Origin of the sequence: Streptomyces sp. NPDC057963, from assembly GCF_042887155.1 — a bacterium.
GTDB lineage: Bacteria > Actinomycetota > Actinomycetes > Streptomycetales > Streptomycetaceae > Streptomyces.
In genome coordinates this window covers 1-23,594 of sequence record NZ_JBHVPX010000011.1, presented here as the reverse complement: position 1 = coordinate 23,594, position 23,594 = coordinate 1, and the positions used below count along the sequence as shown (strand labels likewise).

The following is a 23,594-nucleotide window of genomic DNA, read 5'->3' as shown; positions in this document are numbered from 1 at the left end:
AGCGGTATTGCGGCGCCCGTACACCCGGCGTAGGACTGTGCGCATACGACGATGTGAGAGACGGGGCAGCGATGCGCACAACCCTTCGGATCAGCAGGGCCGCCATGGTGTTCACCGCCATCGGCGCACTGGCCCTCACCGGCTGCAGCGACGACGGCGGCGGCGGAAAAGGCACGTCGGACAAGGACTCCGAGGGCGGCAAGGAGAGCTCGTCGAGCGTCGTACTACCGAAGCTGGACGGTGAGAAGCTCTCGGTCGCGGCGGTCTGGACCGGGGCCGAGCAGGCCAACTTCGTCAAGGTCCTCAAGGAGTTCGAGAACCGCACGGGTGCGAAGGTCACCTTCGTCCCGGCGCAGGACCCGATCGTCAACTTCCTCGGTACGAAGATCGCGGGTGGCCAGCCGCCGGACGTCGCGATGATCCCGCAGGTCGGCGCGGTCCAGCAGGCCGCGCGGAAGAAGTGGGCCAAGCCGGTCGGCGCTGAGGCCAAGGCCCAGCTGGCCAAGAACTACGCGAAGGTCTGGCAGGATCTCGGCGCGGTGGACGGCACCCAGTACGGCGTCTACTTCAAGGCCGCCAACAAGTCCCTGGTCTGGTACAACGCCAAGGCGTTCGAGAACGCGGGCGCGTCCGAGCCGAAGACCTGGAAGGACTTCCTGGCGACGGCCGAGACGGTCTCCGCCTCCGGTGTCACCCCGGTCTCCGTCGGTGGCGCGGACGGCTGGACGCTCACCGACTGGTTCGAGAACATCTACCTCTCCCAGGCGGGCCCGGAGAAGTACGACCAGCTGGCCCAGCACAAGATCAAGTGGACGGATCCGTCCGTCAAGGACGCGCTGACCACGCTCGCGCAGCTCTTCGGCAAGCCGTCACTGATCGCGGGCGGCGCCGACGGCGCGCTGCAGACCGAATTCCCGGCCTCGGTCACCCAGACCTTCACCGGCGGCGACCAGCCCAAGGCCGCGATGGTCTTCGAGGGCGACTTCGTGAGCGTCAACATCGCGCAGACGAAGGCGAAGATCGGGACCGACGCCAAGGTGTTCCCGTTCCCGGCGGTCGGCGCCGAGTCCCCCGTCGTGACGGGTGGCGACGCGGCGGTGGCCCTGAAGGACGGCAAGGGCGCCCAGGCCCTGCTGACCTGGCTGGGCTCGACCGACGCGGCGAAGATCATGGCCGAGCAGGGCGGGTTCATCTCGCCGAACAAGGCCCTGGACACCGCCGCGTACCCGAACGAGGTGCAGCGCACGATGGCGAAGGCGCTGATCGCGGCGGGTGACGCGGTCCGGTTCGACATGTCCGACCAGGCCCCGCAGTCGTTCGGCGGGACGCCCGGGAAGGGCGAGTGGAAGACCCTCCAGGACTTCCTGAAGAACCCGAAGGACATCGCGGGGACTCAAGCGAAGCTGGAGTCCGACGCGGCCAAGGCATACAAGAGCTGACGCGATGACGACAGCCGCAGCGGGGGGCGCCGACGCGGTGCCCCCCGCCGACAAGCATCCGTCCGGCCGGCCGCCGGTACCCGGGCCCAGGACGCCGTCCGACGGTCCGGCCGGCGGCCCCGGGCGCAGTCGCCGAAGCGTGACCGGCACCCGGCGGTTCATCGCGGCGCTGTTCCTGGCGCCCGCGCTGGTACTGCTGGGCGCGCTCGTGGTCTACCCGATCGTGTACTCCGTCTACCGGTCGTTCCTCGACCAGGCCGGGACGGGCTTCGCCGGACTCGACAACTACAAGGCGCTGTTCACGGACGACACCATCCGTACGGCGGTCAAGAACAACGCGATCTGGGTCGTCCTCGCACCGACGGTCTCCACGGCTCTCGGGCTGATCTTCGCGGTGCTGACGGAACGGATCCGCTGGGGTACGGCGTTCAAGCTGGTCGTCTTCATGCCGATGGCGATCTCCATGCTCGCGGCCGGCATCATCTTCCGGCTGGTGTACGACGCGGCCCCGGAGCGCGGGATCGCCAACGCCGTATGGGTGGGTGTGCACGACACGTTCACCGAGTCGGCGGGCTACCCGAAGGCGCATCCGCTGCCCGTCCACCCGCTCAGGGCGGGCGGCGGCGGCTCGTTCGTCACCAAGGCGCCGGTGCGGGCCGGACAGCCGGTACTGCTGCCGCTGGTCGGTGTGGCACCGGCGAAGATGCCGAAGGACGCCGAGCCCGCGAAGGCGGCGAAGGCCGGTTCCGGGGAGGTCACCGGGACCGCCTGGCTGGACTTCACCAGGGGCGGCGGCGGCCGGCCGAACGTCATCGACGTCAAGGAGCTGGGGCTCAAGGGCATCAAGGTCGAGGCCGTCAAGAAGGGCGAGGTGGTGGCCTCGGCGACAGCGGGCGCGGACGGTACGTTCACCCTGCCCGCCGCGGCCGACGGTGCCGAACTCCGGCTCCCCGCCTCGAACTTCAAGGAACCGTACAACGGCGTCCAATGGCTCGGCCCGACCCTCGTCACCCCGGGGATCATCGGTTCCTACGTGTGGATGTGGGCCGGATTCGCCATGGTGCTGATCGCGGCGGGCCTGGCGGGCCTGCCGCGTGAACTCCTCGAAGCGGCCCGGGTGGACGGCGCGAACGAGTGGCAGGTGTTCCGCCGGATCACGGTGCCGATGCTGGCGCCCGTCCTCGCGGTCGTGCTGGTCACGCTGATGATCAACGTGCTGAAGATCTTCGACCTGGTCTTCATCATCGCGCCCGGCTCCTCGCAGGACGACGCGAATGTGCTCGCGCTCCAGCTCTACCGCTCCTCGTTCGGCACGGACGCGGACCTGGGGATCGGCAGCGCCATCGCCGTACTCCTGCTGCTGCTCGTACTTCCGGTGATGTACATCAACATCCGCCGGATCCGGAAGGAGGGGCGCCGATGACGACGCCGAACACGGCCGCGGCACCGGGCCCGGCCGCCGCGACCACGACAGCCGGAGCCGGACCGGTGAAGGCCGAGCGGTCCCTCGGCGCGCGGATCGCCGCCCGTACCGGCGGCGGCGCGATGCGGGTCTTCCTCGTCCTGGTGGGCCTGTTCTGGCTGATGCCGACCATCGGGCTGCTGCTCTCCTCGCTGCGCGGCGCGGACGACATCGCCTCGACCGGCTGGTGGAAGGTCTTCACGGCCCCGTCCCAGCTCACCTTCGACAACTACTCCCGGCTGCTGGACAATCCGACCATCACGCACTCCCTCCTCAGCACGGTCATGATCACCGTCCCGGCGACCGTTCTGGTCGTCGTGATCGGTTCCCTGGCCGGATACGCCTTCGCCTGGATGGAGTTCCCCGGTCGCGACTGGTGGTTCCTGGTGGTCGTGGGGCTGCTGGTGGTGCCGGTGCAGGTCGCGCTGGTCCCGGTCTCCAAGCTCTTCGGCGCGGTCGGGATCTTCGAGACGACCTTCGGTGTGGTCATCTTCCACACGGCCTTCGGACTGCCCTTCGCGATCTTCCTGCTGCGGAACTTCTTCGCGGAGATCCCGAGGGAGCTGCTGGAGGCGGCCCGGCTCGACGGCGCGGGCGAGATCCGGCTCTTCACCCGGGTCGTGATGCCGCTGGGCGGACCGGCGATCGCCTCGCTCGGGATCTTCCAGTTCCTCTGGGTGTGGAACGACATGCTGGTCGCGCTGATCTTCGCGGACTCCGATTCCCCGCCGATCACGGTGGCCCTGCAGCAGCAGGTACGGCAGTTCGGCAACAACATCGACGTGCTGGCGCCCGGCGCCTTCGTGTCGATGGTGATTCCGCTGGCGGTGTTCTTCGCCTTCCAGCGCCAGTTCGTCTCCGGCGTGATGGCGGGCGCGGTGAAGTAGGCCGAGCGGAGCCGGTACGCACAGCCGTACGTCAACACGGGGCGGTCCTGTTGCTCACAACAGGGCCGCCCCACCTGCTGTTTTGCGGATTTGCCACATTTTGACGTAACCCTGTCACTCCCACGGACGTTTGCGGACCGCCCGCCCGCGCTGCGAACGACCCATGGATGTGTTGTGCCCCGGTTCAGTGTCATCGTGCCCGCGTACCGGGTTCAGGCGTATCTGCACGAGAGCCTGGACTCGGTGCTGGCCCAGTCCTTCGAGGACTTCGAGCTCATCGCGGTCGACGACTGCTCCCCCGACGCCTGCGGCGCCGTCATCGACGAGTTCGCCGCCCGCGACCAGCGGGTACGGGCCCTGCACCTGCCGGAGAACGTGGGCCTGGGCCGGGCCCGCAACGCCGGGATCGCGCAGGCCACCGGCGACTACCTGATCTTCCTGGACAGCGACGACACCCTCGCCCCCGGCGCCCTGCGGGCCGTCGCCGACCGGATCCGGGCGACCGGGGAGCCGGACGTCCTGGTCTACGACTACGCCCGCACGTTCTGGACCGGCGAGAGCGTACGCAACACCTTCGCCGAGCACCTCGCCGAGACCGGCCCCGCCACCTTCACGCTGACCGGCCGCCCCGGGCTGCTGAAGGTGCTGATGGTCGTCTGGAACAAGGCGTACCGCCGCGCGTTCGTCGAGGCCGAGGGGTTCGCCTTCCCGCCCGGCTACTACGAGGACACCCCGTGGACGTACCCGGTGCTGATGGCCGCCCGCTCGATCGCGGTCCTCGACCGGGTGTGCGTCGGCTACCGGCAGCGGCGCCAGGGCAACATCCTGGCCACCACCAGCCGCAAGCACTTCGACATCTTCGAACAGTACGACCGGGTCTTCGCGTTCATCGACGCCCGCCCCGGACTCGCGCCCTGGCGACCGGTGATCTACCGCAGGATGCTCGACCACTTCTGCACGCTGTTCACCGCCCGGGGCCGGCTGCCGCGCGACAGCCGGGCCGAGTTCTTCCGCCGGGCCCGCGCCCACTGCGGCCGCTACCGCGCCCCCGGCGCCCCCGCCCCGCGCCGCGCCCGGCTGCGCCACGGCCTGATCCGGCTGGGCGCGCACCGCACCTACCGTGCGCTGTGGGCCGCGCAGTCGCTGCACAGCCGGCTGCGGAGGGCCGGCGCGGCCGTCCGCCGGGTGCTGCGGGCCGCCGCCCTCCAGGCGTACTACCGCGTCCAGTTGCGGCTGCCCGTCCAGGCGGACCGGGCGGTGTTCGCCGCGTACTGGCACCGCGGCTACGCCTGCAATCCGGCGGCGATCGAGGCCAAGGCCCGTGAGCTGGTCCCCGGTCTGCGGACGGCCTGGATCTGCCGCCCCGAGGACGCGCACACCGTGCCCGCCGCGACGCGCCGGATCACCCCCGGGACGTACGGCTACTGGCGGGCGCTGGCCCGCTCCGGGTATCTGGTGAACAACGTCAACTTCGACCGGCGGCTGGTCAAGCGGCGCGGCCAGGTGCTGCTCCAGACCCACCACGGCACCCCGCTCAAGACCATGGGCCTCGACCTTCAGGACCGGCCGGCCGCGGCCCGCGGGACGGACTTCGGGCAGCTGCTGGCCAACGTCGACAAATGGGACTTCTCCCTCTCCGCGAACCGGCACTCCACCCTCGTCTGGGAGAGGGCCTATCCGTCCGCCTCCGCGCACTGCGCGATGCTGGAGTACGGGTACCCCCGCAACGACATCTACCAGCGGGCCACCGCCGAGGACGTGGCGCGGCTGCGCGCGTCGCTCGGCATCCCCGAGGGCGCCCTGGCCCTGCTGTACGCGCCCACGCACCGCGACTACCGGCGCGACCAGCGCCCCGGGCCCGACCTGGCACGCGTCCTGCGGGTCCTCGGACCCGGCGCCGTGGTCCTGACCCGCGCGCACTATTCGTACGGGGCCGTGCCGGCCGGCGAACCGCACCCGCGGATCATCGACGTCAGCGGCCACCCCTGCGTCGAGGCGCTCGCGCTCGCCTCGGACGCGCTGATCACGGACTACTCGTCGCTGATGTTCGACTACGCCAATCTGGACCGGCCCGTCGTCATCCACTGCGGCGACCGCGAGGCGTACGAAGCGGCCCGCGGCACCTACTTCGACCTGCACTCCTGCCCGCCCGGCGCGATCGCGCACAGCGAGGACGAGCTCGTCGACGTCTTCGCGACCGGCCACTGGCGCGGCGCCCGCTCCGCCCGGCTGCGGGAGGCGTTCCGGGAGCGCTTCTGCCCGTACGACGACGGGCACGCGGCGGAGCGGGTGGTGCGCCGGGTCTTCCTGGGCGACACGGCCGCACAGCCGCGCGTGATCCCGCCCGCCGAGCGGCGGCCGGCACCGGCGGCGGGCCGTCCGGCGCAGATCCCGGCCCCCGCCGCGGCCCCCGCGGAACCGCAGGCGCCCGCCGGCCTCGGCCTCGCCGCCGCCCGGCCCGCCAACCGCCCCTGACCGCGGCCTCCTCTCCCCGCGCACCCGAGAATCCCGAGTCCGAGAAAGAGCCCGTATGCCCCGGCTGAGTGTCGTCGTCCCCGTCCGCCGCGCCCGAGGGCAGCTGCGCGAGTGCCTGGAGTCGGTGCTCACGCAGTCGTTCACGGACGTCGAGGTGATCGGGGTCGACGACGGCTCGCCGGACGGTTCGGGGCTGCTCCTCGACGAGTTCGCCGCACGGGACAGCCGGGTGCAGGCCATTCATCTGCCGCCGGGGGCGGGCGCCGACGGCCGGCGCAACGCCGGGGCGGAGCGGGCCGTCGGCGACTACCTCCTCTTCCTGGAGGGCACCTTCGTCCACCTGCCGGGCGCCCTGCGGGCCGTGGCCGACCGGCTGGACGCCACCGGCGACCCCGAACTGCTGCTGTTCGGCCATCACCGGCGCCCGTTCCGGGGCCGCCCCCGGCCGACCCGCTCGCTGGAACTGCTCGGTGAGCTGCCCGGCGGCCGGCTCACCCTCGCCGGCCACCCGGGGCTCCTGGACATCGCACCGGTCTCCTGGAACCGCGCCGTGCGCCGCACCCTCCACGAGGGCGAGAAGCTGGCCTTCGGGCCGGGGCAGCACGGGGAGCGGATGTACGCGCTCCAGACCCTGGCCGCGGCCGAGTCCGTCGCCGTACTCCCCACCGCCTGCGTCGAACACCGCAGCCGGCGCCATCCGCCCGCCGCGGCCGACGCGGCGGAGCCGGCGGACGGCTCGACCCCGCACGAGCTCGTCGACGCGTACGCCGGTCTGCTGGAGTTCGTACGGGAGCGGCCGCGCCTGGACCCCGTACGCACCCCGCTCTTCGAACGGGCGGCCTGGGAACTCCTCGCCGGGTACCCGGCGGTGAGACGGCGGCGCAGACGCTACGTCCGGTCCGTGGCGGCGTTCCACCGCGCGCACCGGCCCGGGGGGCAGCGCTTCCCGGGCGGCGCCAAGGGGCTGCGGCCGCGGCTGATGGGCGGCGGCCGGTACATCGCCCTCGGCGCCCTCGACACAGTCCTGGCCCTGCGCCGGAGCCTGCGGGCGGCGCCCGGCGCGGTCCGGGCGCGGGCCGGGCGCACCCTGGCCGCGCGCTACTACTGGTGGCAGCGCAGGCTTCCGCTGGACCCGGGGCTCGCCGTCTACGCCGCGTACTGGAACCGCGGGGTGAGCTGCAATCCGGAGGCCGTCTTCCGCAAGGCCCGGGAGCTGGCCCCGCAGGTGCGCGGGGTGTGGGTGGTGTCGAAGAACCAGGTGGACGCGGTGGACGGGGACATCGACCACGTGGTGCCGGGAACCCGCCGCTACTGGCGGCTGCTGGCCCGTGCGACGTACTTCTTCAACAACGTCAACTTCCCCGACCATCTGGTCAAACGCCCCGGCCAGGTGCATGTGATGACCCATCACGGCACCCCGCTGAAGATCATGGGGCTCGACCAGCAGGACTACCCGGCCGCGGCCCAGGGGCTGAACTTCGACCGGCTGCTCCAGCGCGTCGACCGGTGGGACTGGAGCGTCTCCGCCAATCCGCACTCCACCGAGGTGTGGGCCCGCGCCTATCCGGGCGCCGCGCGGTCCCTGGAATCGGGCTACCCGCGCAATGACGTCTTCGCGACGGCGACGGACGGGCAGATCGCCCGGATCCGCGAGAGCCTCGGCATCCGGCCCGGCCGGCGCGCCATCCTGTACGCGCCGACGCACCGCGACTACGAGGCGGGCTTCGCCAGCCGGCTCGATCCCGTCCGGCTCTGCGAGGCGCTCGGCCCGGACACCGTGGTGATGGTCCGTGCCCACTACTTCTACGAGGGTGCCGGGCTGCCGGAGCACCCTTCGCTCCTCGACGTCTGCGGCCATCCGCGGATCGAGGAGCTCTGCCTGGCCGCGGACGCGCTGGTGACGGACTACTCGTCGGTGATGTTCGACTACGCCCATCTGGACCGCCCGATCGTGGTGCACGCCCCCGACTGGGAGACGTACCGCACGGTGCGGGGGGTCTGCTTCGATCTGCTGTCCGGCAAGCCCGGTGACACCCCCGGTGCGGTCTCCACCGACACCGAGGAGCTGGCCCGGATCTTCCTCGACGGCAGCTGGCGAAGCCCGGCGAACGAGGCGCTCCGGGCCGCGTTCCGGGCCCGGTTCTGTCCGTACGGCGACGGGCGGGCCGCGGAACGGGTGGTGCGCAGGGTGCTGCTGGGTCAGGTGGCGCCGGCCGGCGGACGGGTCTGAGGACGGGGCCCGTCCGGCGGCGGACGCTCAGCGCTGCTGGCCGGCCATCACCGTGGCGAGGCCGACGACCACGAGCAGCGAGCCGCCCCAGGTCCACATCGAGGTCCGCTCGTGCAGCACGGTCGCACCGGCCAGCACGATCAGCAGATACCCGAGGGCGTTGAACGGGTAGGCGATGGACAGCGGCACCTTGGCCAGGGTGGTCATCCAGGCGAGGGCGGACACCGCGAAGACCAGCAGGCCGAGGACGACCCACGGGCTGGCCGCGGCACGCAGGGCGACGGACCCCCCGCCCTGCGCGGCGGCGGTCGCGGCGCCCTTCATCCCGTGCTTGAGCATGATCTGGCCGCCCGCCGACGAGAACACGGCGAACAGCAGCAGCATCAGACTGGGGAGGGTCAAGACCTTGCTCCTGACTGCGGCGCCCGGGGTTCCGGACGCCGGGGCGGGGATGGGACGGGGGACGGCCTCCTCAGACGCCGACCCGGTCGGCAGGGGCGTGCTGTCGGTTGAGGATGTCCTGTACATCGACGTGCTCTCCAGCGATGATCGTCTCGGCCGCGTGCGGGGTGAGCAGGGCGACGTGCTGATAGCCGAACAGCGTCGGCCGGATCCGGGTGAGCAGCTTCGACATCCCGCCGAGGACCGCGGGGAGCGGTCCGCCGCCGAGCAGCGCCCAGAACGGGGCCCCGGTGGAGGCGATGTGGAGGACGTCGTAGCCCGCGCTCCTGACCGTACGGCGCAGGCTAGCCCGGGTGAAGAAGCGCAGATGCGTTTCGTCGAGGATGCCGCGCCGGTCGTAGTCGAAGACCCCGAGCGCGACCCGCAGCCTGGAGTACCAGTGGCTGAAGTTCGGTACGGAGAGCAGCACATGGCCGCCGGGGCGCAGCACGGTGGCGACCTCGGCGAGCACCCGCTCGGGGCGCGAGAGGTGCTCGATGACATCGCCGGCGACCACGTAGTCGTAGTCGGCGCCGATCTCCACGGGCAGCCCCTCCTCCAGGTCGGCGAGGTGGAAGCGGGTGCACTTCTCGCGTACGCCGGGGACCTCGACGTAGTCCACGCCCGTCACCTCGTGGCCGAGGGCTTCGAGGCGCTCGGCGAACAGGCCGCCGGAGCAGCCGAGATCGAGGACCCGGCCGGGCGGGAGGGCGCGCATCTTCTCCAGGATGACGGCGTGCGAGGAGCCGTCGCCCTCCTTGAACGCGTACTCGACGGGTTTGGGGATCCAGGCGCAGGTGCCGAAACCCTTGACGGCGAGCCGGTATTCGAGGACGTCCTTGACGACGTCCTTCGCGTACTTCATGCCGTTGACGTAGCAGATCTCGTCGCCGTAATAGGTGGGAACGGGGATCTCCTTGATCCGCATCCCTTCGTTGAGCAGCTGGACGATGATCTGGGTGTCGAAGTCGAACGCATCGGTGTTCCGGTGGATGGGCAGTTTCTTGAGTGCCGCGACGCTGTAGGCGCGGTAACCGGAGTGGAATTCGGTGAGCCGCGAGCCGAGGAGGGTGTTCTCCACACGGGTGAGAATGCGGTTGCCGAGCCATTTGTACAGCGGCATGCCGCCCTTCAGCGCGGATCCGGATTTCATCATCCGTGAGCCGAACACGGCCTCGCATTCGCCGCGTTCGATCGGCGCCACCATCTCGGGAAGGAATTCGGGGGCGTACTGCCCGTCGCCGTGCAGCAGGACGACGATGTCGAGTCCGTGTTCGGCGGCCAGCGCGTATCCGGCCTTCTGGTTTCCGCCGTAGCCGAGGTTCTTGGTGTGCCGTATCACCACGGTCCGCGGCATTCCCTCCGTCTGCGACCAGCGGCAGCCCGCGGTGAAGGTCGCGTCGTGGCTCGCGTCGTCGAGGATGAGGACCTCGGCGACCTTGGACCGGAAGTCTTCCGGAATGCGGTCGAGGGTCCTCTCCAGCGTCGTCTCGGCGTTGTACGCGACCACCAGGATGCCGATCCTGGGGCTCGGGCTTTCCTTCACGGGACGTTCTCCAGTGTGCTCAGGGCTTGGCGGGGAGCGGTCAGTTGACGGCGGAGCCGGTGGGCTGCGCGGTGCGGGGCGCCTTGACCAGGGGCCGCTCGGCGCAGGATTGCGGGGGCACGGCCGCCGGCGCGGCGAGGATCTTGCGGATTCCGCTGAGGAGGCCCGCGGCAAGGACGAACCAGCCGGCCTCGCCGAAGTGCAGCACCGTTTCGCTCCAGCGCACGGCCGAGCGCCCCTGGTAGCCGAGGACCGCCGTCAGGCCGAGCAGGCAGCCGTACGCGGCGCCTTCCCAGAACCCGATGACGAACAGCCCGGCGGCCGCCCAGGTCAGGTACTGCAGGGCGGACGCGGTGGAGAGCAGCAGCAGGAGGCCCATCGTGACGCCGACGACGCCGGGCAGCTGCGCGGGCCGCAGCCAGGCGAGCCAGACCCCGGCCGCCACGCAGACCAGCACGAAGAGGAAGTGGCCCTGGCCCTGGACGAAGGTGATGAAGGACTGCGGCAGGCCGAGCGCGTCGGCGAACCGGACGAGACCCCACAGGCGGTAGCTGCCGCCCGCGTACTCCAGGACGTTCTCCTTGAGGTTCTGCGGCACGGTCACCAGGACCGGCCCCCAGACGAGGGCGATCAGGGCGGTGAACCCGGCGGTGAACCGGACGAGTGCGGGCCGGCCGGCCCGCAGCGCGACGACGAAGAGCGCCGGGATCACCACCACCGGGACGAACTTGACGCTGATGGAGAGCGCCGCGGCCACCCCGGCGGCCAGCGGTGCCTTCCGGTCCACGAGCAGATGGGCGGCGGCCAGGGCGAACGTGATCGCGACCGCGTCGGTGTTGCCGTGGTAGCCGGACGTGGCGATCAGCACGGGGCTGAGGGCCACGCCCGCCCCGCAGGCGACCGCCGCGCCGAGGGAGCCTCGCCGCCGCACGATCTCGAACACGATGAGCGCACAGCAGAAGTCGGCGATCGAGGCAGGTGATCTGATCAGCGTTCCGAACGGGATTCCGAGCTCGGAGAGCCTGTCCAGTCCGAGGAGCATCCAGCCGGCCAGCGGCGGATGATTGTAGACGGGCAGTCCCGGCAACGGCTGTTCGTAAATCCGAATGGGGCCGTAGCGCACGACGGCCTGCGCGAATCCATGAAAGATCCGCACGTCGGCCGGGCCCGGCATATTCGCCGCGATCAACATTCGGATCAGGAGTCCGACGGCCGCGGCGATGAGCACCACCGTTCTTGCCCGTCGTACGTCCCAGTTTTCGCATCGCATTCGGATACCCATGAAAACAGAACGTAGCAACCGGAGGACGCTGAGCAACGCACCGTCGGCCATACTTATGGGGACCGCGACTTCGATGCCCCGTCCATGTGCGCAGACGTCCGAATTCTCGAATCACTCGAACGGTTCAGGCGGCGCGTGACGCCCCCGGGCCGCCGCCCGGCCGGTCAGGGCCGGGCGCGGTCCTGGAGCATCCGGTCGACCACCCCCGCCGCCGCGTGTCCGTCGTCCAGGTCGCAGAAGTCCCGGCGAAACGCCTCGTACGCCTGCGCGTGTCCTGCGGTGGCGCGCTCCGGGTCGCGCAGCGCCTCGATCAGTCCGTCGGAGCCGGGGATCAGCGGGCCGGGGGCGCGGGCCTCGAAGTCGAAGCAGAACCCGCGCAGGGTGTCGCGGTAGTGCGCCAGGTCGTAGGTGTGGAAGAGCATCGGGCGTCCGGTCTGGGCGAAGTCGAACATCAGCGAGGAGTAGTCGGTGACCAGTGCGTCGCTGACCAGCATCAGCTCGCCGACGTCCCCGTAGCGCGAGACATCACGGACGAAGCCGCTGCCGCTGTCCGGCAGGCGGTCGGTCACCAGGTAGTGGCGGCGCACCAGCAGGACGGTGTCCGCGCCCAGTTCGCGTTCGGCGGCGGCCAGGTCGAGCCGCAGGTCGAGGGCGTAGCGGCCACCGCCCTGCGGCCGGTCCTCGCGCCAGGTCGGCGCGTACAGCACGACCCGCTTGGCCTCGGGGATGCCGAGCCGCTCCCGGACCGACGCGGCGACCTTGGCCCGGTCGGAGGCGTGGAACAGGTCGTTGCGGGGACAGCCGCACTCCAGGACCTCGCCCCGGTAGCCGAACGAGCGGCGCAGGACGGGGGTGGAGAAGCGGTTCGGGGAGACCAGGATGCTCCACTGCCGGGCGCGCTGCTCGATGGAGGCGAGGTAGGCGGCGTTGGCGTGGGCGGTGCCCGCGAGGTCGAGGCCGATGCGCTTGAGGGGGGTGCCGTGCCAGGTCTGGACGACGCACTGGCCCTCGCGCCGCTCGAACCACTCCGGCAGCTGGGTGTTGGTGACGAGGTGGCGGCTGGTGGCCAGCGCCTCGTGCCAGGCGGTGGAGCCGTGCTCGACGGCCGTGGCCCCGGCCGGGACGCGGGCCTGCTGGTCGCTCACCACCCACAGGTGCTCCGACTCGACGCCCCTGCGGGTCATTTCCTCATGGATGGCGCGGGGCGAGTCGGAGTACTGGCGGCCGTCGAAGCTGCTGTACAGCACGGTGTCGCGCAGGGGTGCGGTGCGTCGGCCCCGGTACGCCTCGCGCAGCAGCCGCTTGCCGCGCGCGCCGCGTTCGGCGGGGGTGAGCACCGACGCGCTGTCGATCAGCAGCTGGTCGTGGTAGCGCCGTTCGACGAGGTACGTCCGGCCGCTGAGGGTGCGGGCGGCCGGCAGGGCGCGGTGGGCGGCGGCCGGGATGCGCAGCGGGGCGTCGTACGCGTCGTCCCGGGCGCCCTTCTCGTGGAGGAAGAGGTACCAGTGGCCCTCGCCCAGCGGCACCTTCCCGCCCGGTCCCGCGACGGCGTCCGGCCGGAGCGCGACTCTGAACCGGCGTGCGCCGACGGCCCCGGAGAGGGTCAGGGGGAAGACGGCCTCCTCGCCGTGTCCGCTGTGCCGGGCCACCAGTTCGACGGGCCGCTGCGGGTCGTCGGGGAAGGTGCCCTCCAGGAGGAGTTGTCCGTCCTCCGTCCAGGTCGCCAGGTCGACGGCGGGCTGCACGGTGCGGTCGCTGATCAGCAGGTTGCCTCGCGAGCTCGCGGTGAGACCGAGCTCGCGCCGCCGGCCGCCGCCCCCGCCCAGCGGGTAGCGGCCCGGCGGTACGGGCCCCGGGACGTCGATCGGCGTCCTGCGCCCGTCCGGGCCCACGAGGTGCAGGCTGTACGGGACCTGCGCGGCATCCGCTCCCTCCCCCGCGCCCTCGCGGGCGTCGGCGAAGGCGGCGAGCGGGACGTCGGTGGTGAAGCGGCGCCATCCCGCCGCCGAGGGCACGGCCCCCTCGTGCACGGCCACCGGGCAGTCGAAGGAGGTGCCGGAGGCCCGGTGGGTGAGGGCGAGGCGCAGCGGCCCCGTGCCGAGGCGGTCGCGGATCATGCCGTCGATCACCACGGTGGCGGCGCCGTCGCCCGTGTCGCCCGCGCGGTGCGTCTCGAAGCGGGCGTCGATCCGCTCGGCGTGCAGCACCAGCCTGCCGTTCTCGAAGGCGGGCACGATCCGGTGGTCGCCGTCGGGGCGGTGCGCGGGCGGCGGTGCGGCCGCCTCGTTCGTCGAGAGGCCGGAGCGGCGCAGCATGCCGTGTCCGGCGATGCCGATCTCCAGGCGCCAGGTGAGCCGCTCGACGCCGCCGTCGGCGCCGATGCGGAGCCTGGCCGGGTCGATGACGGTCTCGAAGCCGGAGCGGTCGTAGTCGTGCAGACTCTGCCGGGACCGGACGGTGGCCTCGGGCTCGGCGACCGTACGCAGCCGGAGCGGCACCACGTGCCGTCGCCCCGCCCGCAGCCAGCCGGCCCGGAACTCGCTGCCGCGCGAGGTGGCGGGCAGGTTCCGGATGTAGGCGTACCCCTTGAGGTGCAGCCTGCCGCCCTGCCAGTGGGCGTCCCGCAGGCGGGCGGTGAGCGGCAGGTCCCGGTCGGTGACCCGCAGCACCGGGCGCGGCACCGGCCGGGTGAGGGCCGGGAAGGAGGCGCTGCGGCGGCGCACGCCCCGTACCGCGAACGCTCCGGGCTCGGCCTTGTCGGCGGCGAGCAGCGCCAGCAGTTCGCCGGTCCGCCGCTCGCGCACGAGGTGCCACATCAGCCGCAGCCGCAGCGGGAGCGCGTCGAGGACGGCGGGGTCGACCTGGTCGGTGAACTCGTTGGCGTACGTGAGGAAGGCACGCCGGTACTCCTCGTCGCCGTCGGGCAGCGCCTCCATGAAGTACCAGAGGTCATGGGCGAGGACGTGGGCCTCGTAGCGCCGCTTGTCGGCGGCGCCGCGGTGCTCGTCGAGGAAGGTGGAGACGCCCAGCACGTGCGAGGCCCGGTCCTGGACACCGCGGACGACGGCACGGCGGGTGGTGATCGAGCCCGCGCGGTCGCGCCAGTGGTAGACGGCGTCCTTCAGCACGTCGACGGAGCGGGCCAGGAAGTGGGCGGGCAGGACCACCGGGATGTCCTCGTAGAGGGCGCCGACCGGGAAGGCGAAGGCGTGCTCGTCCCAGAAGGACCGGCGGAAGACCTTGTTGCAGGCGATCCGGTCGGCCGCGAGGTCCCAGTCGCGGGAGATGTGGGTGCGCAGCCGGGTCGTCGCCATCGGTTTGCGGAAGTTGGGCGACTGCTCCAGCTTGCCGGAGGCCCGCAGCCGCAGCACGTTGCCGGACGCGAGGTCCGAACCGGTCTCGTCCAGGGCGCCGACGAGGAGTTCGTACGCGCGGGGCGGCAGCACGTCGTCGCTGTCGACGAAGGCGAGATGGCGGGCGCCCGGGTCGCAGTGGCGGACCCCGGTGTTGCGGGCGTGCCCGAGGCCGCCGTTCTCCTGGCTCACCAGCCGGAACCGGCCGTCCTGCGCGGCGAACCCGGCGGCCAGGTCGGCACTGCTGTCGGTGGACCCGTCGTCGACCATCACCACCTCCAGGTCGGCCATGGTCTGCTCCGCGAGGGACTTCAGGCAGTCCGTCAGATAGAGCTCGACGTTGTGGACGGGTACGACGACACTGAGCCGTGGCGGCATGTTGAGCACGTCCGTTCATCGGGGGGCCTGGTTGTCCGTACGGCTCAACCCCGTGACGGGCCGGGGGTCACCGGTCGCGGTCTCTCCCGAACGGGTGACATCGGCTGCGCCGGGCTTACGGTCTCCCCCGGGAGGCCGCGGGGGAGGCCGTTACGTTCCGTCGCTCAGGAAGAGCCGCCGCACCACGCGTTCGGCCGCGCGCCCGTCGTCGTACGGGCAGAAGCGTTCGCGGAACGCCGCCCGCAGCTCCGCCGTCCGCGCCGAGCGCCACTCGCCCGTCCTGAACAGTTCCAGCAGCTCGTCCTCGGTGGTGGCGACCGCGCCCGGGGTGTCGCCGGGGCGCCCCGAGAGCAGGTCGAAGTAGGTGCCGCGCGAGGCCCGGTAGGCGGCCCAGTCCGGGGTGTGGCTGATGATCGGGCGGTCCAGGCAGGCGTAGTCGAACATCAGCGACGAGTAGTCGGTGATCAACGCGTCGGAGACCAGGCAGAGTTCCTCGACGGACGGATGTGCCGTCACGTCCACCACCCGGGGGCTGTCCAGCCCCGCCGAGCGGCCGTAGAAGTAGTGCGCGCGGACCAGTACGACGTACTGCGGCCCGAGTTCACGGGTCAGCCGGTCCAGGTCGAGGTGGGGGACGAAGCCCTTGCGGTAGTCGCGGTGGGTGGGCGCGTACAGCAGCACGGTCCGGCCGGGGGCGAGGGAGAGGCGCTGCCGGATCGCCGCGACCTGCTCGGGGGTGGCGGTGAAGAAGATGTCGTTGCGCGGGTAGCCGAGGTTCAGATGCTCGTACCGGGACGGGTAGACCCGGTCCCAGATCTCGGTGGTGTGCGGGTTGGCGGAGAGGGAGAAGTCCCACTGGTCGGCGTGGGCGACGATCCGCTCGAAGCTGATGCCGTTGGTGAGGGCCGGGTAGGCGCGCTGGTCCAGGCCCATGGTCTTCAGCGGGGTGCCGTGGTGGGTCTGGAGATAGCGCTGGCCCGGACGTTTGGTGAAGCCGCCGGGGAAGCTGGAGTTGTTGATCAGGTACGTGGCGGTGGCCATCGCCCGCCAGTAGGCGCGGGAGCCCTCGATGACGTACGGGATGCCGGGCGGCACGCGGTCGCGGTGACGGGACGAGACGGCCCAGACGCCCCGGATGTGCGGGGCGAGTTCGAGGGCCTTGGCGTGGATCGCCGCCGGGTTGCAGGCGACGCCCCGGTTCCAGTAGGCGCCGTACACCGCGAGGTCGGGGTCCAGGGGGCGGTGCAGGTCGGCGCGGTAGGCGGCGCGCATCACGCGGGCCCGGACCGTCTTCTTGCCGCGGCGCAGGGCGGTCCGGGCCCGGACGCGGCCGGTGCGGGCGGCCTCCCGGGCGCGGTGGACGGGATGGCTGCCGGGGAGGGCCGCGGCGCGGTGGAAGGCGGCGCGGTCCCCGGGGGCGATCCGGCCGGGGTCGGCGAGGACGGCGCGCAGGTGGCGGGTGCGGGCCGCCCGGATCCGCGGGTCGTGGCCGGTCGCGGCGAGCAGCCGTTCGTACGCTTCGAGGATCGCGAAGTGGTGGCGCCCTGGGGTGGTGGCGAAGGTGCCGGAGCGGCGGATGCGGTGGCGGACGCAGATCCGGTCGAGGGCGTCGAGGGTGCCGGCGTCGGAGGCGAGGAGGGTGGCGCGCAGGACGGGGAGGACGTCCTCGTAGGGGCCGTCGGTGAAGCGGAGGCCGTGTGCGGTCCAGAAGGCGCGGCGGAAGAGGCGCGGGGTGCCGACGGAGAAGGCGCCGGCACGGAGGCCGTCGGCGCCGGATGCGGGTGCCGGGGGCGCGGGTGCCGGCGGCGGGACGTCGCCCCACCAGTCGATGTGGTCGTGGCCGAGGAGGAGTACGTCCGGTTCGCTCCCCGCCAGCCGGTCGCCGATCGCTTCGAGCGCGCCGGGGCGCAGCAGGTCGTCGCCGTCGAGGAAGAGCAGGTAGCGGCCGCGCGCCCCGTCCGCCCCGGCGTTGCGGGCCGGACCCGCGCCGCGGTGCTCGGGGAGGGTGAGCACCCTGACCCTCGGGTCGCGCGCCGCGAACTCGGCGGCGATCCGGGCGCTGCCGTCCCGCGACCCGTCGTCGACGACGAGCAGTTCCAGTCCGCCGGGGGCCCGGCCGAGCACGGACTCCAGGGTCGCCCTGAGATATCCCTGAACGCGGTGGACGGGCACGACAACACTGAGGAGCATGGCAGCCGAGCGTAATCGCGCATCCACCGCGCACCGAATCGCGTGTTCACCCGTTCGGGGCAGTGTCGGTGACCCGGGGCGTCCGCCCCGGTTGAGCGGGCATGAAGCCGCGCCTCAGTGTCGTCGTCCCGGTCTACAACGTCGAGGAGTATCTGGAGGACTGCCTGCGCTCGGTGGCCGAACAGTCGGCCACCGACATCGAGGTGGTCCTCGTCGACGACGGTTCGACGGACGGCAGCACGGCCGTCGCCCAGACGTTCGCCGCCCGCGACCGCCGCTTCCGCTATGTCCGCCAGCCCAACGCGGGGCTGAGCGCGGCCCGCAACACCGGCGTGCGGCACACCAGGGCGGGCGTGCCGTACCTGGCGTTCGTCGACAGCGACGACATCGTCGTCCACGACGCCTTCGCGCGGATGCTGGCCTCGCTGGAGTCGACCGGCTCCGACCTCGCGACCGGCAATGTGTGGCGGCTGAACGAGCAGGGGCGGCAGCAGGCCTGGCAGTACCGCTGGCTGACCGCCACCCGGACGCGCACCCACATCAGCCGCGATCCGCGGCTGCTCGCCGACCGGGTCGCCTGGAACAAGGTGTTCCGGCGCTCCTTCTGGGACCGGCACGCCTTCGCCTTCCCGGAGGGCAGGCTCTACGAGGACACCCCGGTGATGATCCCGGCGCACTTCCTCGCCGGCGCGGTCGATGTGCTGCACGAGCACGTCTACTACTGGCGGGTGCGCGAGGGGTCGATCACCCGGCGCCGTACGGATGTGCGGGGCGTACAGGACCGCATCTCGGCGTGCGAGCAGGTCAGCGCGTTCCTGGCGGGCCGGGGCGGGGGGGCGAACAGCGGGGCGCGGCGCCGCTACGACCTCTCGTGCCTGCGGGACGACTTCGTGTACTTCCTGGAGGGGCTCACGATGGGCGGGCCCGAGTACCGGGCGGCGTTCATGGCGGGCGCGGGGGCGTTCCTGGACCGGATGGAGCGGATGGACGGCGCGGCCAGATCGAGCCGGGCCGTGGCCCATGAGCTGCCGGCGGAGCTGCGGATCAAGTGGCGGCTGGTGAAGGAGCGCCGGCTCACGGAGCTGCTGGCCGTGCTCGCCTTCGAACGGGCCAACGGCGCCGGAACGTTCCTGGTCGGCGGTGTGCCGGGGCGGCGGCAGGCCGACTTTCCCGGCATCCCGGACACCACCCGCCTCGCCCGTACCGATCTCCCGGCGGTGGCACGGCTGCTGGAGGCGCAGTGGGGCGACGACGGCAAGCTGCGGCTGCGCGGATACGCGTACATCCGCAATCTGCCGACCACCTCGCCGCGCCACTCGCTGAAGGTGGGCATGGTGCGCGCGATCCGCGGCCAGCAGTTGCGGACGGTGCCGGTACGGAACGTTCCCGCGCCCGAGGCGACCATCAACTCCGGTCAGCAGTCGCACCGTTACGACCACTCGGGCTTCGAGCTGACCCTCGACCCGCGCCGGCTGCGGCCCGGTGGCTGGCTGGTGGGCATGATGGTGGCCGCCCACGGCACGGTCCGCCGGGTGGCCGTGCGCGCCGTGGAGTCGGGGGCGGTCCAGCCCCACGTACGCGACCTGGGTGACGGGCGGCGCGCGGTGCTCGACTACCTGGGCGGGCGGCTCCGGCTGACCCTGGCGCAGCTGCCGGCCCGCTGCGAGGACCGGCGCATCGGCGCGGAGCTGGAGCTGACCGGCCGGCTGTACGGGGGCGACCGGCCGAAGGCCCTGGTGCTGACCTGCGACGGGGTGGCGGACCAGGAGTTCGGCCACCCGGTCGAGTGCCGGGCGGACGGTCGTTTCACGGTACGGATTCCGCTCGCCGACCTCGCCGGGATGGCGGCCGCGCCCCGGGCGCCGCACCGGGCGCCGCGCGAGGTCGAGCCGGAGCCCGACGGGCGGTGGCGGGCGCGGCTGGTGCTGGCGGACGGGGCGCGGGTGCCGCTGGCGGCGGCCCCGGAGCTGGCGCCGCCGGTCGTGGCCGATGCGGCGGGCGAGCTGGTGCTGGACCTGAGCGGGCAGCCGTTCGTGGACGGGGCCGTGTGGACCTCGGACGGGGCCCTGCGGATGGAGGGGGTGACCGGCGCCGGGGCGGGCGTACGGCAGGACGGGGGGCCGGCCCACCTCGTCCTGCGGCACGAGACGCTGCGGGAGACGGTGACGGTCCCCGTCACGCACCACGAGGAGCCGCGCGCGACGGCGTACGAGGAGGCGTGCGCGGGAAAGCCCGAAGGGGGGCGCGAGAGAGCGCCCGAGGGGCCGCAGACGGAGGCGGGCGAGGGAGCCGAGCCGGCGTACGCGGGGCACCGCTTCACCGCGTTCCTCGCACCCTCCGTGGCCGCGGGGCTGCACGAGGGCCGCTGGGACGCCTGGCTGGGCGGCCGGCCGGTCCGGGTGCTGGCCGCCCTCGGCACCCGGCTGCCGCTCCGCCGCACCGGCGCGCCCACCGCGGCCCACGCCCCCGCCCCCGGCCGGGAGTTCGCCCTGGACCGCCGGTTCGGCGACCGGCTGACCGTGCAGGCCGGGCCGGTCCTCGCGGTCTCCGAGCAGGGCGCGTACCACCGGGCCGAACTGCGCGGCACGTACTATCCGGCCCGGCGCGCGCTGCCGCTGCGGGACGCCGTCCTCTACACGGGCGGCGACTCACCGCGCGCCGTCCACGCCGAACTCCTGCGCCGGGGAGTGGAGTCGGAGCACCTCTGGGTCACCGACGGGCTCCACGGCCACGTCCCGACCACCGCCGCCCCGGTCGTCGAGCACAGTGCCGCCTGGCACGAGGCGCTGGCGCGGTCCCGCCGGATCGTCACCGCCGAGCAGCTGCCCGAGTGGTTCGAGCGGCGGCCCGGCCAGATCGTCGTGCAGACCTGGCACGGCACCCCGCTCGGCCGCTTCGGCGCGGACCTGGGCGGCACCCTGTACGCCGACCACCACGAGCTCGCCTCGCTGCCGCACCGGGCGGCGCAGTGGTCCGTGCTGGTCTCCCCGAGCCGCCACTCCACCCCGCTGCTGCGCCGTGCGCTCGCCTACCGGGGCGAGGTCCTGGAGGCCGGTTCCCCGGCCAACGACCTGCTCTTCTCGGCCGACCGGGCCAAGACCGCCGAGCGGGTCCGGCACCGGCTCGGCATTCCGGACGGCCGCCGGGTCGTGCTGTACGCGCCGACCTACCGCGACCAGCTGGCCCACCCGCCCGGTACGGGCGGCGAGCGGCCCCGCTACCGCTGGGATCCGGCGCTCGACCCGGCCGCCCTGGCGCGGTCCCTCGGCGACGGCCACACCCTGCTGGTGCGGCGTCATCCCCGGGTGACCGGGAGCGTGCCCGAGGGGCACGGCGTACGCGACGTGTCCTCGCACCCGGACACCGCTCAGCTGCTGCTCATCGCCGACGTGCTGGTCACGGACTACGCGGGGCTGGTGTTCGACTACGCGCACACGGGCCGCCCGATGCTCTTCCACACCTACGACCTGGAGCACTACCGCGACACGGCGCGCGGATTCTGCCTGGACTTCGAGACCCGGGCGCCGGGGCCGCTGCTCACCGGCACGGACGAGGTCGCCGGGGTCCTGCGCGACGCCGGCGCCCTGACCGCGTCGGCGGCCCGGCACGCGCAGGCGTACGAGAGTTTCCGCCGGGACTTCTGCGACCTGGACGACGGCGGCGCGGCGGCGCGGGTCGCGGACCGGCTGCTGGCCGAGGGGTGAGACCTCCCCGGCCCGCGAGGGCGCTCAGCTCCTGAGCGCGGCGACGGCGGCCGCGGCCAGGTCGTCGAGGTAGCCCTTGGGCAGCGGGGCGCGGACGACGGCGAGCCGCCAGTAGAGCGGCCCGACGATCAGGTCCAGCGCACGGTCCGGGTCGCTGCCCTCGGGCAGTTCGCCGCGTGCCACGGCGTCCCGTACGACGACGGCGGCGATGCCCTGCTGCGGGTCCAGCAGGGCGGCCTTGATCGTGTCGGAGATCTCCGGACTGCGGGCCGCCTCGACCAGCAGGTCCGGGATGACCTGCGAGGCGACGGGGTGGCGCAGGGCGTAGGAGGCGAGTTCCAGTACGGCGCGCACGTCCCCGTACAGCGAACCGGTGGCCGGAGCCGGCATGCCCTGGACGGCGACGGCGGAGACCAGGTCGAGGACCAGGGCCAGCTTGGACTTCCAGCGGCGGTAGACCGCGGTCTTGCCCACGCCCGCCCGCCGGGCGATGCCCTCGATCGACATCCGGGCGAAGCCCACCGCGGCCAGTTCCTCGAAGACGGCGCTGCGAATCGCGTCGGTGACGTCCTCGCGCAGCACGGCGGCTCCGGCGGGGACGCGGCGGCGGGTTCCCGGGTCGGTGGTCATGGCCGAATCATAGTCCGTAGCGACGAAACGGTTGCGTTGCGACGCGGATGCGCCCTACTCTCAGCGTTGCGACGATACGGTCCCGTCCCGTCGGCCGTCGTGATCCCGCCCTCCCGTCGAAAGCGATCGTGGTGAGCCAGACAACAACCCCAGCGGCCCCGGCCGACACCCCTGCCGCGACACCCTTCCCGGTGTACGCGCCGGGTGAGCTCGCCGCGCTCGCCGCCCGGCACGGACTGACCATGAGCGGGGCCCGGCCCACGCTCGGCGCGTACATCCGGCAGCTGTGGGGGCGGCGGCACTTCATCACGGCGTTCGCCACCGCCAAGCTGACCGCGCAGTACAGCCAGGCGAAGCTCGGCCAGATCTGGCAGATCATGACGCCGCTGCTGAACGCGACGGTCTATTACTTCATCTTCGGCGTCCTGATGAACACCAAGCGCAACGTCGAGGACTTCGTTCCGTTCCTCGTCACGGGCGTCTTCATCTGGACCTTCACCGCCAGCTCGATCACCGCGGGGACCCGTGCGATCAGCGGCAACCTGGGCCTGGTCCGGGCCCTGCACTTCCCGCGTGCCTCGCTGCCCGTCGCGCTGGCCCTCCAGCAGCTCCAGCAGCTGCTGTTCTCGCTGGCCGCCCTGGTGCTGATCCTGGTGGGGTTCGGGCAGTTCCCCAAGCCGTCCTGGCTGCTGGCGGTTCCGGCACTGCTCCTCCAGGCCGTGTTCAACACCGGTCTCTCCATGGTGGTGGCGCGGCTCGCCGCCCGGACGCCGGACATCGCCCAGCTGATGCCGTTCATCCTGCGCACCTGGATGTACGCCTCCGGCGTCATGTGGAGCGTCGACACGATGCTCAAGGGGGACCGGGTCCCGCACTACGTGATGGTGATGCTGGAGTGCAATCCGGCCGCCGTCTTCATCGACCTGATGCGGTTCGCGCTCATCGACAGCTTCGGCGCGTCCCATCTGCCGCCGCATGCGTGGGCGATCGCCGCGGGCTGGGCACTCGTGTGCGGAGTGGGCGGCTTCGTGTACTTCTGGCAGGCGGAGGAGCGGTACGGACGTGGCTGACAACCTGGCCGGCAACCCGGCCGGCAACGACGAGCGGGTACCGACCGTCGTCGTGGACGACGTGCACATCACGTACAAGGTCAACGGCGCCCGTACCGGAAAGGGCAGCGCCACCTCGGCGCTCAGCCGGATCGTCTCGCGCCGGCAGACCCCCGGGGTGCGCGAGGTGCACGCCGTGAAGGGGGTGAGCTTCGCCGCGTACAAGGGCGAGGCCATCGGCCTGATCGGTTCCAACGGCTCGGGGAAGTCGACGCTGCTGAAGGCCGTCGCCGGGCTGCTGCCCGCGACGAAGGGCCGGGTGCACACCCAGGGCCAGCCCTCGCTGCTCGGGGTGAACGCGGCGCTGATGAGCGATCTGACCGGCGAGCGCAACATCGTGCTCGGCGGCCTCGCGATGGGAATGACACGGGCCGAGATCCGCGAGCGCTACCAGGGGATCGTGGACTTCTCCGGCATCAACGAGAAGGGCGACTTCATCACCCTGCCGATGCGGACGTACTCCTCCGG

14 protein-coding genes are annotated in these 23,594 nt (G+C 72.4%); 8 read left to right on the top strand and 6 right to left on the bottom strand.

Features of this window, described 5'->3' with window-relative positions; genetic code table 11:
• The first annotated feature begins 71 nt into the window (after positions 1-71).
• From ACFVT1_RS24740 to ACFVT1_RS24720, 5 genes are all read left to right on the top strand, one after another.
• Complete coding sequence (locus ACFVT1_RS24740; protein ID WP_389799163.1) at positions 72-1,439, top strand: ABC transporter substrate-binding protein; 1,368 nt, start codon at positions 72-74, stop codon at positions 1,437-1,439.
• A 4-nt stretch (positions 1,440-1,443) separates the two neighbouring features.
• On the top strand, positions 1,444-2,862 hold the full coding sequence (locus ACFVT1_RS24735; protein WP_389799161.1) for a carbohydrate ABC transporter permease: 1,419 nt from the start codon (positions 1,444-1,446) through the stop codon (positions 2,860-2,862).
• A complete protein-coding gene (locus ACFVT1_RS24730) occupies positions 2,859-3,788 on the top strand; it encodes a carbohydrate ABC transporter permease (RefSeq protein ID WP_389799158.1) in 930 nt (309 codons plus the stop codon). Before ACFVT1_RS24735 ends, ACFVT1_RS24730 begins: the two co-directional genes overlap by 4 nt.
• Before the next feature lie 174 nt (positions 3,789-3,962).
• Positions 3,963-6,263: a CDP-glycerol glycerophosphotransferase family protein gene (locus tag ACFVT1_RS24725; protein WP_389799155.1), complete on the top strand. Its 2,301-nt coding sequence runs from the start codon at positions 3,963-3,965 to the stop codon at positions 6,261-6,263.
• Between the two features lie 55 nt (positions 6,264-6,318).
• Positions 6,319-8,493, top strand: coding sequence for a CDP-glycerol glycerophosphotransferase family protein (locus ACFVT1_RS24720; RefSeq protein WP_389799153.1), 2,175 nt, complete (start codon positions 6,319-6,321; stop codon positions 8,491-8,493).
• A 27-nt stretch (positions 8,494-8,520) separates the two neighbouring features.
• Here ACFVT1_RS24720 and ACFVT1_RS24715 read toward each other — a convergent pair whose 3' ends face one another.
• From ACFVT1_RS24715 to ACFVT1_RS24695, 5 genes are all read right to left on the bottom strand, one after another.
• On the bottom strand, positions 8,521-8,895 hold the full coding sequence (locus ACFVT1_RS24715; RefSeq protein WP_389799152.1) for a hypothetical protein: 375 nt from the start codon (positions 8,893-8,895) through the stop codon (positions 8,521-8,523).
• Positions 8,896-8,965: 70 nt separating this feature from the next.
• Entirely contained in the window at positions 8,966-10,480 is a 1,515-nt protein-coding gene (locus ACFVT1_RS24710) for a methyltransferase domain-containing protein (RefSeq protein ID WP_389799150.1), read from the bottom strand.
• Between the two features lie 40 nt (positions 10,481-10,520).
• Entirely contained in the window at positions 10,521-11,567 is a 1,047-nt protein-coding gene (locus ACFVT1_RS24705) for a hypothetical protein (RefSeq protein WP_389799148.1), read from the bottom strand.
• Positions 11,568-11,926: 359 nt separating this feature from the next.
• A complete protein-coding gene (locus tag ACFVT1_RS24700) occupies positions 11,927-15,493 on the bottom strand; it encodes a CDP-glycerol glycerophosphotransferase family protein (RefSeq protein WP_389799689.1) in 3,567 nt (1,188 codons plus the stop codon).
• 150 nt (positions 15,494-15,643) lie between these two features.
• Positions 15,644-17,683 carry a CDP-glycerol glycerophosphotransferase family protein gene (locus tag ACFVT1_RS24695; protein WP_389799146.1) on the bottom strand — a complete coding sequence of 680 codons (2,040 nt, stop codon included), beginning with the start codon at positions 17,681-17,683 and terminating at the stop codon, positions 15,644-15,646.
• 101 nt (positions 17,684-17,784) lie between these two features.
• Here ACFVT1_RS24695 and ACFVT1_RS24690 point away from each other — a divergent pair, with 101 nt between their 5' ends.
• The gene (locus ACFVT1_RS24690) at positions 17,785-21,387 is read left to right on the top strand and encodes a CDP-glycerol glycerophosphotransferase family protein (RefSeq protein WP_389799143.1); all 3,603 of its coding nucleotides are present in this window, start codon (positions 17,785-17,787) and stop codon (positions 21,385-21,387) included.
• 24 nt (positions 21,388-21,411) lie between these two features.
• Here ACFVT1_RS24690 and ACFVT1_RS24685 read toward each other — a convergent pair whose 3' ends face one another.
• Complete coding sequence (locus ACFVT1_RS24685; RefSeq protein ID WP_389799140.1) at positions 21,412-22,017, bottom strand: TetR/AcrR family transcriptional regulator; 606 nt, start codon at positions 22,015-22,017, stop codon at positions 21,412-21,414.
• Positions 22,018-22,145: 128 nt separating this feature from the next.
• Here ACFVT1_RS24685 and ACFVT1_RS24680 point away from each other — a divergent pair, with 128 nt between their 5' ends.
• Positions 22,146-23,087, top strand: a complete 942-nt coding sequence (locus ACFVT1_RS24680; protein ID WP_389799138.1) for an ABC transporter permease — start codon at positions 22,146-22,148, stop codon at positions 23,085-23,087.
• Positions 23,080-23,594 (top strand): ABC transporter ATP-binding protein (locus tag ACFVT1_RS24675; protein WP_389799136.1); only part of this gene is annotated, 515 nt, incomplete at its 3' end. The genes ACFVT1_RS24680 and ACFVT1_RS24675, both read left to right, overlap by 8 nt.